This is a genomic window from Zobellia uliginosa (genome assembly GCF_018860745.1).
Classification (GTDB): domain Bacteria; phylum Bacteroidota; class Bacteroidia; order Flavobacteriales; family Flavobacteriaceae; genus Zobellia; species Zobellia uliginosa_B.
In genome coordinates this window covers 695,980-716,330 of record NZ_JAHKPY010000012.1, presented here as the reverse complement: position 1 = coordinate 716,330, position 20,351 = coordinate 695,980, and the positions used below count along the sequence as shown (strand labels likewise).

The following is a 20,351-nucleotide window of genomic DNA, read 5'->3' as shown; positions in this document are numbered from 1 at the left end:
TTAAGAATAAATACCGCCGTTGATATTGATGACTTCACCAGTAATATAACCCGATTTTTTTGAAGCTAAAAAAGAAACCACATGTGCTACTTCTTCAGGTTCTCCAAATCTATTTGCGGGAATCATTCGTTTCAGTTCCTTTTCATCTAGATCATTGGTCATATCGGTTTTGATAAAACCGGGTGCAACAGCATTTACAGTAACGTTTCTTTTGGCGATTTCTTGTGCAAGTGATTTTGTTGCTCCTATTACGGCCCCTTTGGCTGCAGAATAGTTGGTCTGGCCTGGCGTACCTTTAAGACCGGAAACAGAAACCATATTAATGATCCGTCCATATTTATTGACGAGTAGTTTTTGGATAAGGGTATTGGTGACGTTAAAGAAACCATGAAGGCTTGTATCTATAACTTTTGACCAATCTTTATATTTCATCCACATGAACATACCGTCTTGGGTTATACCGGCATTATTCACGATTACCTCAATTACATCATTTTCATGTGCTTCTTGCCAATTCTCCAGAGCTACTTTTACAGCCTCGGAATCTGTAACGTTAAAAGGCATTAGTTCACCTTTTCCGCCAGCTTCAACAACAAGTTTCAAGGTTTCTTCTGCTGCTGCTTTATTACTATTATAATTAATTAGAATAGGGTAGTCTAAATCTTTGGCCAATTGTACACAAACTGCACGGCCTATTCCTCTAGACCCACCGGTTACCAAAGCATATTTTTGTTTTTCGGCTTTCTTCTCTTTCATTTAAGAATTGTAAGGTTTAAAAACTCCATAAGTACGGAGTGTGTTGTTCGGTTCTCTAGTTGTTACTTAAAGCTAGGTATATTTTATAGGAAAAAAAAGGAATGATTTTATTTAACGGATACAAATGGCTCTGCATTCTGGAACCATTTGTTACCCAGTAATTCCCCTTTTTCATTGAAAAAACCCCAGCCTTTTTTGGATTTTACTCTAGCCACGCCGTTTACAAAACCTTTCTCTTCTGAACCTTTTAAGAAAGCAAAATTGCCTGAAATTCCGTATTCCATAGGAATGATGACTTCACCAGAGGTGTTTATGAAACCCCAAGCCTTATCTTTTACAGGAGCCAAACCACTTTTAGAAAATACTTCTGCATCGCGGAATTGTGGTTCTATAACCATTTCTCCTTTTTCATTAATGTATCCCCATTTTTTGCCTTGTGCAACTGGAGCCAGACCATTAGAAAAAGCTCTGGCTTTATCAAATGTAGGTTCAAGAACCCATTCTCCCTTGCTATTTACAAAACCTGTTTTCTTCTCGCGGGATGCATAAGTTAGTTTTGAATCTCCGTAAAAGTTGTGCACTTTAGTAGCATTGTCAATTGGATTGAAAGAACCATTGTGTATAATGCCAAGGATGCCATCTTTTTTTCCGTAGACACCTGCTTCCTTATAAATGTTGCCAACCTCTTCGTATTCAACGGGAATAATCACTTTGCCATTAGCATCGATCATACCCCACAGTTCTCCGTTGTTTACTTTAGCATAGCCGTTTCTGAACTTTTTTATAGCGTCATAAGTAGGCTCTAAAACTAATTCCCCATCCGTTCCCAAAAGGCCTACTTTGCCTCCAGAGCGAAAAAGAGCCACTCCATCTTCAAAATCATAATATTTTTCGCTACTTGGGGTTTCAAGCTTTTTGCCTGCGGTATCAATATACCTCCATTGATCGTCTTTTAAAGCTAAAGCATAACCGGAGTTGTACATTTTTACTCGATCATAATCAGGTTTTATAGCCCATTCTCCCTTTGTATTGATGAAGCCCCAAGAGTCATCTTCTAATGCTGCCGCCAACCCATTGGAAAAACTATCTGCCTTTTCAAATTGTGGTTCAATTACAAATTTTCCAGTTTTATCAATAAAACCAAATTTTCCGTCCTCTCTTACCAAGGCTAATTCTTGTGCGCTAAGTGTGAACGTGTTAGCGATAAGTACCAATAAGAATACTAGTTTTTTCATTTTACGTCTTTGTTTTGATGGTTAATAATATAGTCTTTTACCTCGTTAACATAAGGATACATAATAGTGTCTTCTTTAAACGGGGGAACTATTTTACGAACCGCATCGTACATTTTTCTGGTCTTTGAAGAAACCTTGTCTTTCAAATCTAGATATTCTATAGCTTGGACCACGGTAATCATTTCTATAGCAACTACTTCAAAGGCATTCTCTATTACTTGCTTGGTTATATTGGCTGCATTGGTGCCCATGCTTACAATGTCTTGATTGTCATTGTTGTTAGGAATGCTGTGAACGTACATTGAGTTGGATAACATTTGGTTTTCAGCCGTAGTTGAGGTTGCTGTAAATTGTACTCCTTGCATTCCAAAATTAAGTCCCAAAGTTCCTAAATTTACGAAAGGAGGTAGAATATCGTTCAATTTTGAATTTAAAAGATAGTTAAGTTGTCTTTCTGCCAGCATTGTCATTTTAGTTACCACAAGTTTAAGCTTGTCCATCTCCAAGGAAATATAATCTCCGTGAAAATTCCCTCCATGATATACGTTCTTCTTTTCAACGTTAACAATAGGATTGTCATTAGCAGAATTTACTTCTTCTATTAAAGTACGTTCTACATTCTGCAAAGTGTCCAATACGGGTCCTAATATTTGTGGTACGCAACGTATGGAATAGTATTCCTGCACTTTTTCTTCAAATACGGAAACCCCATTATTGTCTACATACAAATGATGTTCTCTTTTACGGGTAAGTGTGCTGTCTTCCAAGTGGCTTCGCATTGCCCGTGCAATTTCGCGTTGTCCTTTATGTCTTTTGGTATGGTTAAGCTCTTCTGACAAATGATCATCATAAGCATGCATAATTTCATTTATAGCCGAAGAACAACAAATAGTCCATTCCAATAATCTACGCGTGTAAATGGCATTTACTATTCCTATACCGGTCATTACAGAGGTTCCGTTTATTAGCCCAAGACCTTCACGTAATTCTACTTTTATGGGTGTAATGTTCAGTTCTTTGAAAACCTCTTGTGTAGCTCTTCTTTCTCCTTTATAAAAAACCTCGCCTTCACCAATAAGCACCAATGCCAGATGTGCCAGTTGAACTAAATCTCCGCTTGCTCCTACACCACCATGTTCAAATATAAGAGGTGTAACATCTTCATTTATCAAGGCGGTCATGACCACTAAGACAGAAGGGTGAACTCCTGAATTTCCTAGACTCAAGGTGTTTAGGCGCGCCAGCATTGCAGCTTTTACGTATTTAGGAGGTATTGCATTTCCCGTGCCTGAAGCATGGCTTCTGATCAAGTTATATTGTAGCTGAATGGTTTCGGAATCTTTGATTTTGTATTGAGCCATTGGACCAAAACCCGTGTTAACCCCATATATAACCTTGTTCTTAGAAAATTCTTTAAGAAAATCAAAACTGTCTTTTACGGTCTTGATTACTTTGTCATCTACGGATAGGGGTTCTCCTTTGAAAATGATACTGTAAAACTCTTCAATTCCTAACTTTCCTTTTATTTTTGGCATCTACGATTGGGTCTATGAGGTATTTGTAATATTTTAGTGACGTCTACAATAAAGACTTGGTAACCTAAAATTAGCGATTTTGGATTGCAAATTTATAATAATTAGTGAATCAATGTCTTAATTTAGCAGACAATACAATGTTCTGGTTCTAGAATTCGTTTTTTAAATTAGCAGAACAGAGGATTCTTTCAATTTAAAATAAGGCAAATGCAACAAGAAAATGTGGACGTACTTATAATAGGGGCAGGGCCATCAGGTTCTGTTGCTGCAGCTTACCTTCATAAACAAGGGCTGAAAATCAAGGTAGTTGAGAAAAGTAGGTTTCCTCGATTTGTAATAGGTGAAAGTTTAATTCCCCGCTGTATGGATAATTTTGAGGCAGTGGGATTGTTGGATTGTCTTAAAGCCATGAATTTTGAAGTTAAAGGCGGAGCCCGCTTTATGAATGATAAGGGTGTGGTGTGCAATTTTGATTTTAGTAAAAAGCATGGAAATGGTTGGGATTGGACATGGCAAGTGCCCAGAGCCGATTTTGATAAGGCATTAACGGATGAACTTCAATCCTGGGGAGTGGATATTGCTTTTGAGCATGAGGTAACCGCTGTAGATTTTTCTGATGACGGTTCTTCAATGACCATTATTAAGGATCTTAATGGTAATGAATCTGCTGTTCAGGCAAAATACATTGTTGATTCGAGTGGATTTGGAAGGGTTTTGCCCAGATTATTAGATTTAGAGAAGCCTTCTGAAATACCTAAACATTCTTCTATTTTTACCCATGTTGAGGATATAAAAAGACCGGAAGGAGAAGAGGGTACGATAATTACTTTTGATATAATCGATAGGGATACTTGGTTGTGGGTTATTCCTTTTTCTAATGGTTCTACAAGTATTGGTTATGTTGGAAAAACTGAATATTTAGAGTCGTTTGAAGGAACCAATACGGAGAAGCTACAGCAAATGATGCAGCTTTCCAGCTATTATAATGATAGGTTTGAGGATGTTGCGTATACGTTTGAACCTAGAATGATCAAGAATATTGCCAAATCCGTAAAACAGTTGTGTGGAAAGGGCTTTGTGTTGACGGGTAATAGTGCGGAGTTCTTAGATCCCGTATTCTCTTCTGGAGTAACTTTTGCCGTAGAATCTGCTCATTTAGCTTCACAATTAATCGTGAGGGAGCTAAGAGGAGAATCAATAGATTGGCAAGTTGAATATACTGATTATATGTTGGAAGGTGTAAATGTGTTTTCTACTTATGTAAAAGAATGGTACACTGGAAATTTACAGACTATTTTCTTTCACAGTAAAGAGAACAAGGTAATAAAAGAACAGATTTGTGCGGTATTGGCAGGTTATGTTTGGGATAAAACAAATCCATTCGTCAAAAAACATAACAGATTAGTGAAGACTGTAGCCCATATTGCAGATATGGAAATGGAGGCGCAAGGTAATTCCTAATACATTCTACTTGGCCGTGGGCCAGTTTAAATAAAATTCTAATAGTCTAGAACGGCCTTTGCTTGATCAATGCTTAGCTCTATTTCTTCATCCAACAGGCTAACATTTTCCTCTTCTTCAAGTATCCATTCCTGCTTTTGAGGCGTAAGTTGTTTGCCTTTCAGCATTTCATCCGCATCAAAACGCTTACCAAAATTTTCCATCCAAGTCATCATAGATTTGTTCGCGTTTTTTAAGTCTGCTATGGCATCCTCATACTTTTTCTTATCATAAGAGGCATTAGCTTTAGTCTGCAATTGGTTTATAAGTTTAGAAATCAAGGGCATTTTATCCATGACTACATCATGGGATTCCATTACTTGCTCCATTTTTGTTGGTTCCGTAATCGTATCTTGGGCGCTAGTGGTTCCTAAAACCATAACTGTAGCAAGAATTAAAAATACATTTTTCATAGCAATAAAACTTTTAAACTAATTTGCTTTGCAAAAATACGTTGTAAACACCTTAGATGGTTTCAATTATCCGCTAACGCTGTGTTTTTTCGCTATACTGCTTGTTCCTGACATTATTTCTTTAATAATTCTTCGGCTTTTTTTATGCTTCCATTTATTTGCTCGCGTACTTCTTCAATTTTTTCTTCCTCTTCGTTCAGCCAAACTTGTTTCTCATCAGATAGTTCGGCGCCGTTAAGAATTTCATCTGATGTAAAGCGACTACCAAAATTTTGCATCCAATCCATCATGGATTTGTGAGCTTCTTGTAAATCTTTACGGGCTTTTTTATATTTTAAACCTATTTCCGTACTATCTTCTTTGCTACTGAGTTCCCCTACTAGTCTGCCCATCTTACTCATTTCAGGCATTACTTCATCATGAACGGCCATGACCGTCTTCATCTGGGTACTCTCGTTTTTTGAATTACACGAAATGGTAATAGCTGAAAAAGCAAGTGCGATTAGAATGATTATTTTTTTCATTGTTTGTTTTTTGCAAATATAATACTCCCGTGACGGTTAAAATAGTTGATGGAAGTCTAATTAAGTATGTGAAGGGTGATTTTGGTTTTTAAAGGATTAATTTGATGTTAATTGGTTTTATTTCTAAAAAAAATACGCACTTTTACTTCTCGTTTTAGCCAATCCAACTTAAACCAAAATAATAATTTGAACGATTATAATAAAAAGTGGCTTTATCTTATTTTATTGTCATTGGTTTGGGGATCATCCTTTATTTTGATAAAAAGAGCTTTAATTGGTCTTACCCCTATGCAATTAGGTGGTTTGCGGATTGTTTTTGCCTCACTTGTTTTATTTGCCTTTGGTTTCAAAAGTGTTCAAAAATTAAGTCTTAAGGATTGGAAATGGGTAACGTTGGCAGGTTTGCTAAGTTCCTTTTTTCCACCATTTTTATTTGCATTGGCACAAACCCAGATTGATAGTGGGGTAACTTCTATTTTTAATTCGGTAGTACCCTTATTGACCACTATTGTAGGAGTCCTTCTTTTTGGCGCTATCATTACCAAAAGACAGATTTTAGGGGTGTTTATTGGCTTGGCTGGTACCATTGCGTTGATTGTAGCAGGAATGGACTTTAATCCCGATCAGAATTATTGGTACGCAATTTTTATACTTCTTTCCGCTTTAGGTTATGCCTTGAATATTAATATCGTAAAGAAACACTTGGCGCATTTAAGGCCGTTGGCGGTGACAACCGCTAGTTTTGCTGTAGCTTTTTTACCCGCTTTAATTCTTGTCTTTAATTCTGGTTTTTTTAACGAAGTTCAGGGAAACATAAATATGCAGACCTCCTTATGGTATCTATTGGCACTGGCTATAATTGGCACATCAATTGCCAATATTTTCTTTAATAAACTAATACATTTGTCTAGCCCGGTTTTTGCCGCTTCAGTTACTTACCTAATTCCATTAGTAGCTATTTTTTGGGCCCTTCTAGATGGGGAAGCATTAAATAGTTACCAGTTGCTAGGTGGTTTGGTAATTCTTTTTGGAGTATGGTTAGTGAATAAGAAAAAGAAGTAGCATAAATTTTTTAAAAGTGCAGTTAAAAAGGTAAAAAAAAAGTTTCTGTAAATTTCTAGACAACTTTTCAACTGCACTAGGAAAATTTTCTACTCGAAGTCAGTATCAGAAACACCTTCGTTCACTTTTACCTCAGAAACTACAAATTCAAAACTCTGAGGACCTACCGTTTGTGCTATGATAAACGGAAACTGTATACCGGAAACCTCCTTGTAGTCCATATAATTTATGGTACTTGTAATGGTCTGTCCGTTCATTTCCGCCGATGTTACTTCTTGAAGTTTTAAACCACTTTCCGCATCATAGAAAACTGTTTTTTCATCAGATATTTTAAGTTTATATGCTTTTTTGCCATCAACGCTTTCCATTCCTTCTAAGGTAATATCAGAGTTGAGGTAGTTCAATTCAGGAAAAGGGGCAGATTCGTCCTTAACCTTTGCTATTTCATCAGGACCCATATCTTTCCTTTGTCCTTGCATCACCATATAGCCTTTATCTACGTTTAAAACTTGCTTACTCATAGAGTTGCCGCCTACTTTAACATCCTGCATAAACTGACTTTTAGCTGTCTTCTTTACATCCAAGTTTAATTTCATGCCTTGCATTTCGGCTTCCGCTAAGAGGGAGTAAGAAGTGACGGCCTTTACTTTTTCTTTTCCTCCAATGGCTTCAATATAATTGTTCAATACTGTGTTGGCGGTTATATCTGCAGGTAAGCTGGCGGAGTAATCTTGTTTTTCGACAGCATTGGCAAATTTATCAAAGTACTTAACCTGTAATTTTTTACCTTTAAACGTCACGTTTTCTAGATTTTCAACAACATCACTGCCCTTACCTGCTACAACAATACGTAGGTTGTCCGGTTTCATGTATTTTTGAGCTACTTGTTGTACATCTTCAATGGTAATAGCATTTATTTTTTCTAAATATGTAGTATAAAAATCTTCCGGTAAACCCTCGGTTTCTATATCTAGGGCGTAATCTGCTATGGTTGCGGGGTCTTCCAAAGCCATAACAAACCGACCGGTATATTTTGCTTTTGTATTTTCCAGCTCTTCTTTGGTAACTGGTTCCGTACGAATGCGCTCGATTTCTTTTAAAATTTCTATAACAGAACTATCGGTAACTACATTTCTAACACTAGCCGTAGCTCTAAAGCGAGCAGGGCCAAACTTATCATTACCTAATCTGGAGTAGGATCCGTAAGTGTATGCTTTGTCTTCACGCAGATTTAGGAACAGACGTCCTTCGCCACCACCGCCCAGGATTTCATTGGCTATAAGCGCAGAAAGATAGTCGGGGTCTTTCTTTTGAAGGCTTACTAGATTTTCAACCGTAATTTCAGATTGAACGGCATTGGGCACATCTACAAAATTGATTTGTGTATACAGTGCATCCGAAGGTTTGCTAAAACCGAAAGAAGGTGGCACAGCCTTTGTCCATGGTGTGAATTGTTCTTCTACTAAAGTCTTAACATCATCAAAATTTATATCGCCAACAATCACTAAATAAGCATTGGCGGGAACAAAATAATCCTCGTAAAATTGAATGACATCAGTAAGGGTAACTGCATTTACGGTTTCTTCGGTCATAAATTCACCATACGGGTGCTTCTTGCTATAGGCCAAGGCCAATCCAACTCGTCCGGAAATAGCGGAGACACTTTTTTCTTCCGATTTTAAACCGGTAAGTATTTTCTGTTTTTCTTTATCGAACTCGGCTTGTGTAAAGTTTGGGTTTAGACCTGCGTCTGCCATAAGTTCCAATATTCTGGGGAAATACTTTGATAGTGAGCTTGCAAAAGCACTCTGAGAACCAAAATTGATACGGGCTCCAAGAAAATCTACCTCCTCGTTAAAATCATCTTTTTTGATGTTTTTAGAACCTTTGCCCAAAAGGCTGCCGGTTAACGCTGACACACCTGCCTTAGCTCCTTCTAGAACTGGTGGATTGTCAATACTCAATTGAATGGAAACCCGCGGCAGTTTATGGTTTTCGACCACTAATACTTTAAGTCCGTTTCTAAGTTCAAAAGTTTGAGGGTCCTTTAGGTTAATTTCCGGAGCCGGACCAGGTTCTGGCATTTGTGTACGGTCTATCTGTGCCTGTGCTACTAATGCAAAAGCAAGAAAGAATAAAGTAGTAAATATATTTTTCATGTGTAGTGTATTTTGTTTTTAGGAAATAAAATAACTGTTGACTAGTTAGCCTGTTGCTCTGCAGGAAGGTATTCAATAATCACCCGCAGGTCTGGTCTTAGGTATTTGTTGGCAACCTCCATAATTTCCTCTCGGGTTATGGATCTAAAGATGTCAATTTCCTTATTGATTAATTCAGTATCACCATAAAGCAAATAATTTCTTGCCAGAGAATTGGCAATACCCTCAATACTAGAATTGGAGTTGACGAACTGATTCTCGAACTTATTCAATAATTTCTGATGGTCCTTTTCCGAAATAAGACCGTCCCTGACTTTTGCAATTTCTTCTTCCATTTCGGTATTCAATGTCTCTAGACCTGTTTCTCCAACAGGAAGGGCATAAACCAAATACATACCATAATCTTCTTGTCCAACATTAAAAGCGCCTACCTGCAGGGCTTGTTTTTGGTCATCCACCATTTTTTTGTAAAGTTTAGAGCTGCGGCCATCACTTAGGTATGTCGAAATCATATCTAGTACGTAGGCATCCCTTTCTTTAAAACCAGGAGTTCTATATGAAATAACAGTAGCGGGAATCTGAATGTTGGCGTCATAAGCTTTAGCTCTCACCTCTTTTATAATTGGGTCTTCTTGGGGGTAGTTGCGTGTAACTTCTTCTCCTTTAGGAATGTCTCCGAAATAGTCTATAACCATTTTTTTAGTATCTACTAGGTCAATATCACCCGCTACAACAAGCACAGCATTATTTGGGGAATAGTATTTTTTGTTGTAGGCTATTACGTCTTCTAAAGTAGCGGCATCCAAATCTGCCATATAGCCAATGTTAGGGTCTTTATAGGGGTGTTTTTTAAAAAGATTTTTCCCCACTTCATTAATAAGTTTGCCATATGGACTATTGTCGTAACGCAATCTTTTTTCTTCTTTTACTACTTCCTGCTGAGTGTCAATGCCCTTTTGGTCAATGACCGGGTGCAACATACGCTCAGATTCTAACCAGAGCCCTAATTTTAAATTATTGGAAGGAAAAACTTCGTAATAATAGGTACGGTCTTGAGAGGTGTTTGCATTGTTCTTTCCACCATTGGAGGAAACTATTTCAAACCATTTTCCTCGTTCTATATTTTTAGTCCCCTCAAAGAGCAGATGTTCAAAAAAGTGGGCAAAACCGGTTCTTCCTTCAGTACGGTCTTTACCTCCTACGTGATACATTACAGATGTGGTAACCAATGGTGCGGTATTGTCTTGGTGTAGAATAACATGAAGACCATTGTCTAGTTCATACTCCTCATAGGTCACTTCTTGTGCCTGGATGCAAAGACTTGCCATCAAAAGAAATCCTCCTGATAATAATTTGTTTTTCATAATATAGTGTTTAGATGCCTAGTTAGTAGCTGAGCATTTAAAATTGTTACACGAATATATCTCTTTTGTAAGAAAAGTTAACTCTATCGCTTCCAATTAACATGCTTTTGTAGCATCGAAATAAAATAATTTGTAACTTAAAAATCTGAATTTCAAAAACTTATAATATGAAACAATTTGCACAACCTATTAGATTTGGAATCGCCACTAGCGGTTGCTTAATTGCCTATTTCTTGATATTGTCCTTGTTTAACTTACACACAAACATTTTTTATAGTTTATTTAATGGTGTCATAACAGGCTTTGGTATCTATGAAGCTATAAAGTATTTTAAGCTTACCAATCCAGATAGTTTCGACTATGGAAAAGGATTTACCGCAGGGCTGGTAACTGGCTTTATAGCAACATTGGTTTTCACTATATTTTTTGCTTTGTACAGTACGGAGATAAACGGTGCTTTTTTACAAGAGCTGTCCTCTGCTTGGTTCAATGACTACAAAAGCTTTGAAGGTATAGTCTTTTTTACTGTTGCTATCATGGGGTTTGCCACATCTTTGGTACTTACATTGTCATTTATGCAACTGTTTAAAACCAGCCGAAATCTTAAAAGAAAACTGGTGAATCAACCCTAACAAATACAGGGAATAAAATGATGTTAAAGCTGCAAATTAGATTTGCAGCTTAATTTTTGCTTGTGACACCTAAAAAATGAGGGTAAATTATACAAAAAACGCTTGTGGGTTAACGATTTAGACGTATATTTGCATCCGCTTATTGAAAAAATGGGCGAAAACAATAAACTAATATATACACAATTATGTACGCAATCGTAGAGATGGCAGGGCAGCAATTTAAAGTTGCGAAAGACCAAAAAGTGTATGTTCACCGTTTACAGACTGAAGAAGGTAAAAAGGTAACTTTTGACAACGTACTTCTTTTAGCTGACGGAACGAACATAACTGTTGGCGCCCCGGCTATAGACGGAGCCGCTGTTGAGGCAAAAGTCGTTAAACACCTAAGAGGTGACAAAGTAATCGTTTTTAAGAAAAAAAGACGTAAAGGGTACCGTGTTAAGAACGGTCACCGTCAAGCTTTGACCGAAATCGTAATCGAGAGTATCGTTGCGAAAGGTGGTAAGAAAGCTGCTGCTCCTAAGAAAGAGGAGAAGCCTGTTAAAAAAGAAGCAGCACCAAAGGCCGCTCCTAAAAAAGCAGCAAAAGCAGATGATTTGAAAAAAGTTGAAGGTATCGGACCAAAAATTGCCGAAACTTTGACCGCTGCAGGTATATCTACATTTGCTGAACTGGCAAAAACTGATGCTGCGAAGATTTCTGAAATCATTGCTGATGTACGTGGTAACCACGTAACTGACACTTGGCCTGCACAAGCTAAATTAGCTGCTGAAGGTAAGTGGGATGAGTTGAAGAAATGGCAAGACGAATTAGACGGTGGTAAGGCATAATTGCTAACCCCTTAAAGTATAATCAATATTGTGCAACCTTAAGTTTTCTAACGGTAGCACTTTTAAAAACCTAATATCATGGCACACAAAAAAGGTGTAGGTAGTTCTAAAAACGGTAGGGAATCGGAATCGAAACGTTTAGGCGTTAAGATTTTTGGTGGCCAAGCCGCTATTGCCGGAAATATCATCGTTAGACAACGTGGTACAAGACACAATCCAGGTGAGAATGTGTATGCCGGTAAAGATCATACATTGCATGCCCGTGTAGACGGACTAGTAAAGTTTGAAAAGAAAGCAGGTGGAAAATCTTATGTTTCCATAGAGCCGTTCGAGGCTTAAGAAGTATTTCTTTTATCGAATAAAAACCCTTTCCAAGCTTTTGGAGAGGGTTTTTTTGTTTACTATTTGTACTAGAATAAATAAGGGTATGTTCTTGTTTTCTGTCAATCTAAATCGAGCCGTTCAATAGTAATTAAAGGAGGACTAAGATTTATATTTATACGTTACCTCTCCGCAATACTTTGGAAAACGATGGTGGTGATATTGTGACAATTCTGTTAAACAGTACTTATAAAAATACCCTTTTTGTAGCTATGAACGATAAAAAATTTTACTTGTATGATTTGGCAAAACTCGAATTAAAGTAATTTAAACGCTCTGTATTACTACGGTTAGTTCAGGGAAGTAGAGTATTTATATATATGACTTTCTATCTTCTTACTGATAAGGAAATGAGCTTTTTCATTCGGGTGTCCATCATCTTTATATATAAAATAATCAGCCGCCTTTTGTCCTTTAAATTGCTCCGTTCCAGAAATATAAGTAAGATTATCGAACGATGTGAAGAACGATTCTATTTCATCATTGGCATTTGTAAAAAGTTCAGGGTATTCTATCAAATTAGTATATGCAAATTGATAAACAATAAAATGAATGTCCGAATCTTTGGAGTCGTTTAGAGTTTCCGCTAAGTATTCTTTTGATTTTTTCCAGGTGGTGTTGTTCGTCTCGTAATGCTTTGTAGTATTTGCAAGTCTGCTTTTAGGTATAATGTAGCCCATGCTTAGCGCAGTGCTGTTTATCTTTGGCATAACAAATTTTAACATAGCAGAATTGTAAAGAAGATTTGTAATTTGACGAATTTTCATTTTACTTTCTTTACCAGCTGGTTTTTTCTGGGGGCTTTTCTGTTTGCTAGTGTTGTCGGCAATCATTTCATTAGTTTGCTCTAAATTCCCGTTGATATCGTTGTAGTGGTAGCCCCAGATAACGATTTGAGGTTGAAATTCTTCTTTGTATCTAAAATAGGTGTTTTTATTATCTAAATTGTTTGAATTTGGAACCGAAGCATCAAGAACGTAGACGTTCTTGTATTTAGAGTTGTTCTTTAATAAGGATTCTCTTAGCCTACTGGAAATTTTCTTGTCTTTAGGTATTCCGGCTCCGTGCATATAGGAATCTCCAATCACCAGTACTCTTAAAGATGAGTCACTTAAGTCTATTTTGTTTCTTTCCAGAAGTCTTAATTCTTCCGTATCGTCAAGGGCCACGTCTACCATTTGAATACGGTTCGTTTCCATTATGCTAAATTCTTCGGTTAAGCGTATCAAGAGCTCTCCAACAACAAAAAAGGATAGGATAAAAATTAAAAAAGTAATTTTTTTCATATGGCTATCTTTTAGAATTGGAAATATATGAATTCCTTATTTCCAAATGCTCCCCAGAGGATAATAGCCCATATGGAAGCGGAAAAGGAAATAAGTCTTAATGGTGAATATCTAGCGTGCCAAAACTCATCATTGATTTCAAATGGGTGCTTTTTCATACGCGAAAACCACTCTACTATTATAAATACGGTTAGAATGGCCAAAAAGTCTATTGGAAAAACCGTTGGCATAGAAAATAATGTTTCCGAGAATATTATTGATAGGTAATTTAAAGAGTCGGTAACGGTATCGGATCTGAAAAATACCCATGAGACGGTTATTAAACAAAAAGTAAGCAGCATTTGAAAGAACTCTTTTATTGAAAAGAACCACTTTCCTTCTGCTACGCTATCCGTATTAGCTTTATTTTTTTTAGATAATAATAATGGTAAGTAGTAGATGGCGTTCAGTGCACCCCAAATGATGAACGTCCAATTAGCGCCGTGCCAAAAGCCGCTCACAACAAAAATGATAAATGTATTTCTGATTTTCTTATCTAAAGAACCCCTGCTTCCTCCCAAAGGAATATAAAGATAGTCTCTAAACCAAGTTGAGAGGGAAATATGCCAACGTCTCCAAAATTCGGCAATATCCCTGGAGAAATAGGGAAAAGCAAAATTTTGCATCAGGTTGAAACCAAATAGCTTAGCAGTTCCAATAGCAATATCCGAATAGCCGGAGAAATCTCCATATATCTGAAAAGCAAAAAGAATACTACCAAGAAGTAATGTGCTACCAGGGTAACTGTTGTAGTCTGCAAAAATTTCGTTAACAAATATGGCACAATTATCGGCAATGACAATTTTCTTAAAAAGCCCCCATAAAATCTGTCCCAAACCGTCATAAACAGTCTTTTTACTTAGGTTTCTTTTCGTGTAGAATTGAGGAAGAAGGTTGGTGGCTCTTTCAATTGGTCCGGCCACCAGCTGCGGGAAAAAAGAAACAAATGCTGAAAACGCGACAAAGTCTTCCGTGGCTTTCAATTTTCCTTTGTACACGTCTATGGTGTAGCTCATGGTTTGGAACGTATAGAAGCTAATTCCCACCGGTAGTATAATGTTCAATGAGTTTATAGGTATTTCATTTCCAAAGAATGAAAAGGCTGAAACAAAATTGTCCAAGAAGAAATTATAATATTTAAAAAATCCTAAAAACCCAAGATTCACGAAAACACTTGTCCATAATAGTAATTTTCGCCTAGAAGTAGCTGTGGTAATTTTAAGTTTTTTTCCAATAGTGTAATCAATAATGGTACTGAAGACTATTAGGGTCAAGAATCTCCAATCCCACCAGCCATAGAACACATAACTTGCTAGAACTATTAACAAGTTTTGTAGCTTTAAGTGATTGTGTATGACGTACCAATAGAGGATAAAAACAATTGGTAGGAAAATAGCAAAATCAATAGAGTTAAATAGCATATGTAAGAGGGGGCTTAATGAATACTATAATCTATGCAATATAATGAAAGTTTTTTCTTTCAGTTGAAAATTGAAAACAAAAAACCCTAACATTCCTGTAAGGGTTTTTAATCTATTTCTATTAAGATTGAGCGCATTTATTTAAATTAGAACTCAGCGCAGTCGAAGGTCTAATACCTGTAATACTCCGGCTTAAAAGGACCTTCTACGGTAACACCAATATATTCGGCTTGATCCTGTTTAAGTTCAGTAAGTTCAGCACCTAAACGAGATAGGTGCAAAGCAGCTACTTTCTCATCTAAATGCTTTGGAAGCATATAAACTTCATTTTTATAATTAGCGCTGTTTTTCCAAAGCTCTATCTGTGCTAAGGTTTGGTTTGTAAATGAATTACTCATTACAAAACTGGGGTGACCTGTAGCACATCCTAAGTTTACTAAACGACCTTCTGCCAATACAATAATATCTTTACCATCAATAGTATATTTGTCTACCTGAGGTTTTATGGTATCCTTTGTAGCCCCGTGCTTTTTGTTCAACCAAGTCATATCGATTTCATTATCGAAATGCCCAATGTTACAAACAATAACCTTGTCTTTCATGGCCTCAAAGTGCTCTGGGCGAATGATGTCTTTGTTACCAGTGGTAGTGATAACAACATCAGCAGTACCAACAACAGATTCCAATTTTTTCACTTCAAAACCGTCCATACAGGCTTGAAGCGCACATATGGGATCAATTTCGGTAACTGTAACTATAGAACCTGCCCCTCTAAAAGAAGCAGCGGTACCTTTGCCAACATCACCGTAACCGGCAACAACAACTTTTTTGCCGGCAAGCATAGTGTCAGTAGCGCGCCTAATAGCGTCAACAGCACTTTCGCGACATCCATATTTATTATCGAATTTAGATTTTGTAACAGAATCGTTCACGTTAATAGCAGGCATAGGTAAAGTGCCTTTTTTTACACGATCGTATAAACGGTGAACACCGGTAGTAGTTTCTTCAGAAAGACCTTTAATGGCACTGGCCAATTCCGGGTAGTCATCTAAAACCATATTGGTAAGATCACCACCATCATCCAAGATCATGTTTAATGGTTCGCGTTCTTCACCAAAAAACAAAGTTTGCTCAATACACCAGTTAAATTCTTCTTCAGTCAGACCTTTCCATGCATAAACGGGTATACCGGCGGCGGCAATAGCAGCAGCGGCATGGTCTTGAGTAGAGAATATATTACAAGAGCTCCACGTAACATCAGCGCCCAAGGCTACCAAGGTTTCAATAAGAACCGCTGTTTGAATGGTCATGTGAAGACAACCGGCAATTCGGGCACCTTTTAAAGGCTGCTCTTTTCCGTATTCTTCCCTTAGAGCCATAAGACCTGGCATTTCGGCTTCTGCAAGTTCAATTTCCTTTCTTCCCCAGTCTGCCAAAGAAATATCTTTTACCTTATAAGGTACATAAGAAACAGTTTTGGTATCCATATTCTTTTTTATTTTTTACTTTCGTTATATTAGCTATACAGCCATTTGTGGTTGCAAAGTTAAGAAAAAACGTATAGAACCATATGCCTCTTTATAAGATAGTAAAGGTAAATAAGAACACCAAGGTTTACATTTGGAAGGTTACTGAATCCGAACAGGAACTTTCAGAAGGGATAAATCTTACCCAACACTGCCAAAACCGAATGGATGGTATGAAATCTGAGATGCATCGCAGGGGTTTCTTGAGCATCAGACATTTAATGGCGGAAGCCGGTTATGTTGATGCAGATTTGCATTATGACGAGTTTGGAAAACCATATTTAAAAGACGGTAATAAAATAAGTATAACACATTCCAATCACTTTACGGGCATTATCGTTAGTTCTACAAGTGAAGTAGGTGTGGATATTGAAATGCAAAGGGAAAAAATTCTACGGATAGCCCATAAGTTTACGCCCATTGAAGAATACCGTACTATTGCCAATACAGATGCACTAATAAGAAAACTAACTATTGTTTGGGGTAGTAAAGAGGCGCTTTATAAAATTTATGCCACCCAAGGCTTGAGTTTCATTCATCATATCAACGTTAAGGATTTTACTTTTGACAGTGCGGCTACCACTGCCGAAATTTTATATCGTGGAAATTTATCGGCATATCAAATACGTTTTATGGAGTTTGAAGGTTTTACCTGTGTCTATGCTTTAAAAAGCTGAGAGCCATTATTCAAATCAAAGCTTAACATCAATTTTACATCACTTAATACTAATTAAATAGAATGGACATATCGGTAGAACTTACCTTTTCGCCTTTACAAGATGATTTTGAGGAACACATCATCAACTTTATAAAAAAACTACGTGCTTCTGATCTAATGGTTTTAGAAAACCCTTTGAGTACTCAGGTTTTTGGAGATTATGATTTGGTTATGGGTGTTCTTAAAAGTGATATTAAAGAAGCTTTTGAATTAATGGATAAAGGCTTGTTGTACATGAAAATAGTAAAGTCTGACCGAAGCGATTATGAGCCATTTTTTTGATTGGATATTTGCCCAGTATGATGGTACGGCCACGCACTTGGTGGTTTTAGAAGTAATTGGAGTCATCTTTGGTTTTCTTAGTGTGTGGTTCTCAAAAAAAGAGAATATTCTGGTTTTTGCCACGGGGATTATAAGCACGGCTATTTTTGTATATATTCTATTGGTCTTTGGCCTTTTAGGAGACATGCTCATAAATGCTTATTATTTTTCCATGAGTATTTATGGTTGGTATGTATGGACAAGAAAGGTAGACGATACCCATTTTATTCCAATTACGCGAACAACGGATGGTGAGAAAAAATGGTCCATACTGCTGTTTGTCATAACGGTGGTGTTTGTATGTTTAATTTATCTTCTTTTTGATAAGTTCAATAACTGGACAGCTTATGTAGATACCGTTACTACTGCTATTTTCTTCGTTGGCATGTGGCTAATGGCAAAGAAAAAACTGGAAAATTGGGTGTATTGGATTATAGGTGACGTTATTAGCGTCCCTCTTTATTGGTACAAAGGCCTTATATTTACCTCTCTGCAATATTTCTTGTTTACTATCATTGCAGTTTACGGTTATCTCGCATGGAAAAAAAGTTTGAACAAAAGCCCTCAGACGTTGTTAAAGTAGTACTGTTCGGTCCTGAATCTACGGGTAAGACCACGCTTTCCGATCAGTTGGCACGGTATTACAATACGGTGTGGGTACCCGAGTATGCGAGGGAATATCTACAGGATAAATGGAATAACGAACGCAAGACGTGCGAACCAAAAGACCTGTTGCCAATTGCCGAAGACCAGATGAAGTTAGAAAACCAACTGGCAAAAAAAGCTTCTAAAGTTCTTATTTGTGATACTGATCTACTAGAGACCAAAGTATATTCAGAAGCATATTATCTTGGATACTGTGACCCCATTTTGGAGAAACATGCATTAAATAATCATTATGATTTGTATTTGCTTACCTATATAGATGTGCCGTGGGTTGGCGATGATTTAAGGGATAAACCTAACGAACGTGAGCGAATGTTCATGTACTTCAAAGAAACACTAGAGAAATATGATCGTAATTTTATTATATTGAAGGGCGATAGAAAAGAACGCTTGGAAACTGCTGTAGAGCATATAGATAAATTATTGAAGAAAAGATTAGATGACACTAACAGAAAATGATTTGGCGTTACTAGCCAAAAAAGGGATTTCAGAAAAAAAGGTACATGACCAAATAGAAACTTTCAAAGAAGGTATTCCGTTTGTGCAATTGGAAAAGGCCGCTACCGTTGGTGAAGGTCTTTCAAAGTTTACCCAATCGGAAGAAAAAGCATTGATACAAAAGTTTGATGCCTCACAAAGCAATTTGTCTTTGTTGAAGTTTGTGCCGGCCTCTGGTGCTGCATCGCGTATGTTTAAAGCTTTGTTCAATTTCTTGGATGCTTACAATCCTGCTAACGAAACTTTGGATGCCTATTTTGAGCGGACAGGGGACAAAGCTTTGAAAGCATTCTCTGAAGGCATGACCAATTTTGCTTTTTACGATTTGGTGAAACAACGTATTGCTGGTAAAACGTCTTTAAAAGATGAAGAGGTATATCTTTTTGTAAAAGAAATGATGTCAGAAGACGCTTTAAACTATGGTTTCTTTCCAAAGGGATTGTTGCCTTTTCATAATTACGGAGACCATACGGCAACGCCTTTTGAAGAGCATTTAAAAGAAGCCTCTGTTTATGCCAAAACAGGAGACACTGCAGAGTTGCACTTTACAATTAGTGAACAGCATGGAGATATGTTCAATGCGGAGTTCGATTCCGTTAAAGACCGTGTTTCTGCTACAACTAAAACCTCCTTTAACGTTAGTTATTCTAACCAAAAGCCATCTACGGATACGATTGCTGTAGATATGCAGAACGAACCTTTTAGAAATAGTGATGGTTCCGTTTTGTTTAGACCAGGTGGTCACGGGGCTTTAATAGAGAACTTGAATGAGCAGGATGCAGATATAATTTTCATTAAGAATATAGATAATGTTACAGTGCCAAAATTTGCGACAGAGGTTGCAGATAGTAAAAAGGTATTGGCGGGTGTTTTGATAACAGTTCAGGAAAAGGCTTTTGCTTATGCTAAGAGTTTAGATTCCGATGAGCTTACAGCTGATCAGTTAAATAAAATCAAAAGCTTTTTGGAAAGCGAGCTTAATGTTCGTTTTTCAGATAGCTTCTCTAGTTTTAGTATTGGGGAACAAATAGAAGTGCTTAAGGATAAAATCAATAGGCCAATACGCATATGTGGTATGGTGGTAAATGAAGGTGAACCTGGTGGCGGTCCGTTTTGGATAAACGATAGAAAAGGAAATATATCGCTTCAGATTATTGAGTCGGCGCAAATAGATATGGACAAGAGTCAACAGGCCAGTATTCTTAAGAATTCTACACACTTTAATCCGGTAGATTTAGTATGTGCCGTTAAGAACTATAAAGGAGAAAAGTATAACCTTATGAATTTTGTTGATACAAAACAAGGTTTTATAACGGGTAAAACAAAAGAAGGTAGAGAACTAAAAGCATTGGAACTGCCAGGTTTGTGGAATGGGGCTATGGCTTTTTGGAACACTATTTTTGTTGAAGTACCTTCTTCAACTTTTAATCCTGTGAAGACCGTAAATGACTTGTTACGACCTGCGCATCAAGTATGATAAGCTGT

At 37.1% G+C, this 20,351-nt stretch carries 20 protein-coding genes; 10 read left to right on the top strand and 10 right to left on the bottom strand.

Annotated features, from left to right (window positions below; genetic code table 11):
• The 3 genes from fabG to KO521_RS14480 all read right to left on the bottom strand — a co-directional run bounded on the left by fabG (position 1) and on the right by KO521_RS14480 (position 3,526).
• On the bottom strand, positions 1 to 756 hold the full coding sequence (gene fabG / locus KO521_RS14490) for a 3-oxoacyl-ACP reductase FabG (RefSeq protein ID WP_215940599.1): 756 nt from the start codon (positions 754 to 756) through the stop codon (positions 1 to 3).
• A gap of 107 nt (positions 757 to 863) precedes the next feature.
• Complete coding sequence (locus KO521_RS14485; RefSeq protein ID WP_215940598.1) at positions 864 to 1,991, bottom strand: WG repeat-containing protein; 1,128 nt, start codon at positions 1,989 to 1,991, stop codon at positions 864 to 866.
• Positions 1,988 to 3,526, bottom strand: coding sequence for an HAL/PAL/TAL family ammonia-lyase (locus KO521_RS14480; protein WP_215940597.1), 1,539 nt, complete (start codon positions 3,524 to 3,526; stop codon positions 1,988 to 1,990). Before KO521_RS14480 ends, KO521_RS14485 begins: the two co-directional genes overlap by 4 nt.
• A 207-nt stretch (positions 3,527 to 3,733) precedes the next feature.
• Between KO521_RS14480 and KO521_RS14475 the strand changes: the two genes are divergently transcribed.
• A complete protein-coding gene (locus KO521_RS14475) occupies positions 3,734 to 4,987 on the top strand; it encodes an NAD(P)/FAD-dependent oxidoreductase (RefSeq protein ID WP_215940596.1) in 1,254 nt (417 codons plus the stop codon).
• A gap of 38 nt (positions 4,988 to 5,025) precedes the next feature.
• Here the strand turns inward: KO521_RS14475 and KO521_RS14470 are convergent, their stop codons facing one another.
• Positions 5,026 to 5,439: a hypothetical protein gene (locus tag KO521_RS14470; RefSeq protein WP_215940595.1), complete on the bottom strand. Its 414-nt coding sequence runs from the start codon at positions 5,437 to 5,439 to the stop codon at positions 5,026 to 5,028.
• A gap of 113 nt (positions 5,440 to 5,552) precedes the next feature.
• A complete protein-coding gene (locus KO521_RS14465) occupies positions 5,553 to 5,963 on the bottom strand; it encodes a hypothetical protein (protein ID WP_215940594.1) in 411 nt (136 codons plus the stop codon).
• Between the two features lie 186 nt (positions 5,964 to 6,149).
• Between KO521_RS14465 and KO521_RS14460 the strand changes: the two genes are divergently transcribed.
• Positions 6,150 to 7,025 carry a DMT family transporter gene (locus tag KO521_RS14460; RefSeq protein ID WP_215940593.1) on the top strand — a complete coding sequence of 292 codons (876 nt, stop codon included), beginning with the start codon at positions 6,150 to 6,152 and terminating at the stop codon, positions 7,023 to 7,025.
• Positions 7,026 to 7,114: 89 nt separating this feature from the next.
• Here the strand turns inward: KO521_RS14460 and KO521_RS14455 are convergent, their stop codons facing one another.
• Entirely contained in the window at positions 7,115 to 9,184 is a 2,070-nt protein-coding gene (locus tag KO521_RS14455) for a M16 family metallopeptidase (protein ID WP_215940592.1), read from the bottom strand.
• A gap of 41 nt (positions 9,185 to 9,225) precedes the next feature.
• Entirely contained in the window at positions 9,226 to 10,548 is a 1,323-nt protein-coding gene (locus KO521_RS14450) for a M16 family metallopeptidase (RefSeq protein ID WP_215940591.1), read from the bottom strand.
• 167 nt (positions 10,549 to 10,715) lie between these two features.
• Here KO521_RS14450 and KO521_RS14445 point away from each other — a divergent pair, with 167 nt between their 5' ends.
• The 3 genes from KO521_RS14445 to rpmA all read left to right on the top strand — a co-directional run bounded on the left by KO521_RS14445 (position 10,716) and on the right by rpmA (position 12,349).
• Complete coding sequence (locus KO521_RS14445) at positions 10,716 to 11,180, top strand: DUF4199 domain-containing protein (protein WP_215940590.1); 465 nt, start codon at positions 10,716 to 10,718, stop codon at positions 11,178 to 11,180.
• 185 nt (positions 11,181 to 11,365) lie between these two features.
• Positions 11,366 to 12,010, top strand: a complete 645-nt coding sequence (gene rplU / locus KO521_RS14440) for a 50S ribosomal protein L21 (protein ID WP_215940589.1) — start codon at positions 11,366 to 11,368, stop codon at positions 12,008 to 12,010.
• Between the two features lie 78 nt (positions 12,011 to 12,088).
• Complete coding sequence (gene rpmA, locus KO521_RS14435; protein WP_013992723.1) at positions 12,089 to 12,349, top strand: 50S ribosomal protein L27; 261 nt, start codon at positions 12,089 to 12,091, stop codon at positions 12,347 to 12,349.
• A 332-nt stretch (positions 12,350 to 12,681) separates the two neighbouring features.
• On the opposite strand, the gene KO521_RS14430 is transcribed toward rpmA, so the two are convergent.
• From KO521_RS14430 to ahcY, 3 genes are all read right to left on the bottom strand, one after another.
• The gene (locus KO521_RS14430; protein ID WP_215940588.1) at positions 12,682 to 13,677 is read right to left on the bottom strand and encodes a hypothetical protein; all 996 of its coding nucleotides are present in this window, start codon (positions 13,675 to 13,677) and stop codon (positions 12,682 to 12,684) included.
• An 11-nt stretch (positions 13,678 to 13,688) separates the two neighbouring features.
• On the bottom strand, positions 13,689 to 15,137 hold the full coding sequence (locus KO521_RS14425) for an MBOAT family O-acyltransferase (protein WP_215940587.1): 1,449 nt from the start codon (positions 15,135 to 15,137) through the stop codon (positions 13,689 to 13,691).
• A 170-nt stretch (positions 15,138 to 15,307) separates the two neighbouring features.
• Complete coding sequence (gene ahcY / locus KO521_RS14420; RefSeq protein ID WP_215940586.1) at positions 15,308 to 16,624, bottom strand: adenosylhomocysteinase; 1,317 nt, start codon at positions 16,622 to 16,624, stop codon at positions 15,308 to 15,310.
• Between the two features lie 83 nt (positions 16,625 to 16,707).
• On the opposite strand from ahcY, the gene KO521_RS14415 reads away from it, so the two are divergent.
• The 5 genes from KO521_RS14415 to KO521_RS14395 all read left to right on the top strand — a co-directional run bounded on the left by KO521_RS14415 (position 16,708) and on the right by KO521_RS14395 (position 20,343).
• The gene (locus KO521_RS14415) at positions 16,708 to 17,340 is read left to right on the top strand and encodes a 4'-phosphopantetheinyl transferase family protein (RefSeq protein WP_215940585.1); all 633 of its coding nucleotides are present in this window, start codon (positions 16,708 to 16,710) and stop codon (positions 17,338 to 17,340) included.
• 62 nt (positions 17,341 to 17,402) lie between these two features.
• Entirely contained in the window at positions 17,403 to 17,663 is a 261-nt protein-coding gene (locus KO521_RS14410; RefSeq protein ID WP_215940584.1) for a hypothetical protein, read from the top strand.
• Positions 17,647 to 18,285, top strand: a complete 639-nt coding sequence (gene pnuC / locus KO521_RS14405; protein ID WP_215940583.1) for a nicotinamide riboside transporter PnuC — start codon at positions 17,647 to 17,649, stop codon at positions 18,283 to 18,285. The genes KO521_RS14410 and pnuC overlap by 17 nt, the downstream gene beginning before the upstream one ends.
• Entirely contained in the window at positions 18,240 to 18,827 is a 588-nt protein-coding gene (locus KO521_RS14400) for an AAA family ATPase (protein ID WP_215940582.1), read from the top strand. The genes pnuC and KO521_RS14400 overlap by 46 nt, the downstream gene beginning before the upstream one ends.
• Positions 18,808 to 20,343, top strand: a complete 1,536-nt coding sequence (locus tag KO521_RS14395; RefSeq protein WP_215940581.1) for a DUF4301 family protein — start codon at positions 18,808 to 18,810, stop codon at positions 20,341 to 20,343. The genes KO521_RS14400 and KO521_RS14395 overlap by 20 nt, the downstream gene beginning before the upstream one ends.
• Positions 20,344 to 20,351 lie beyond the last annotated feature (8 nt).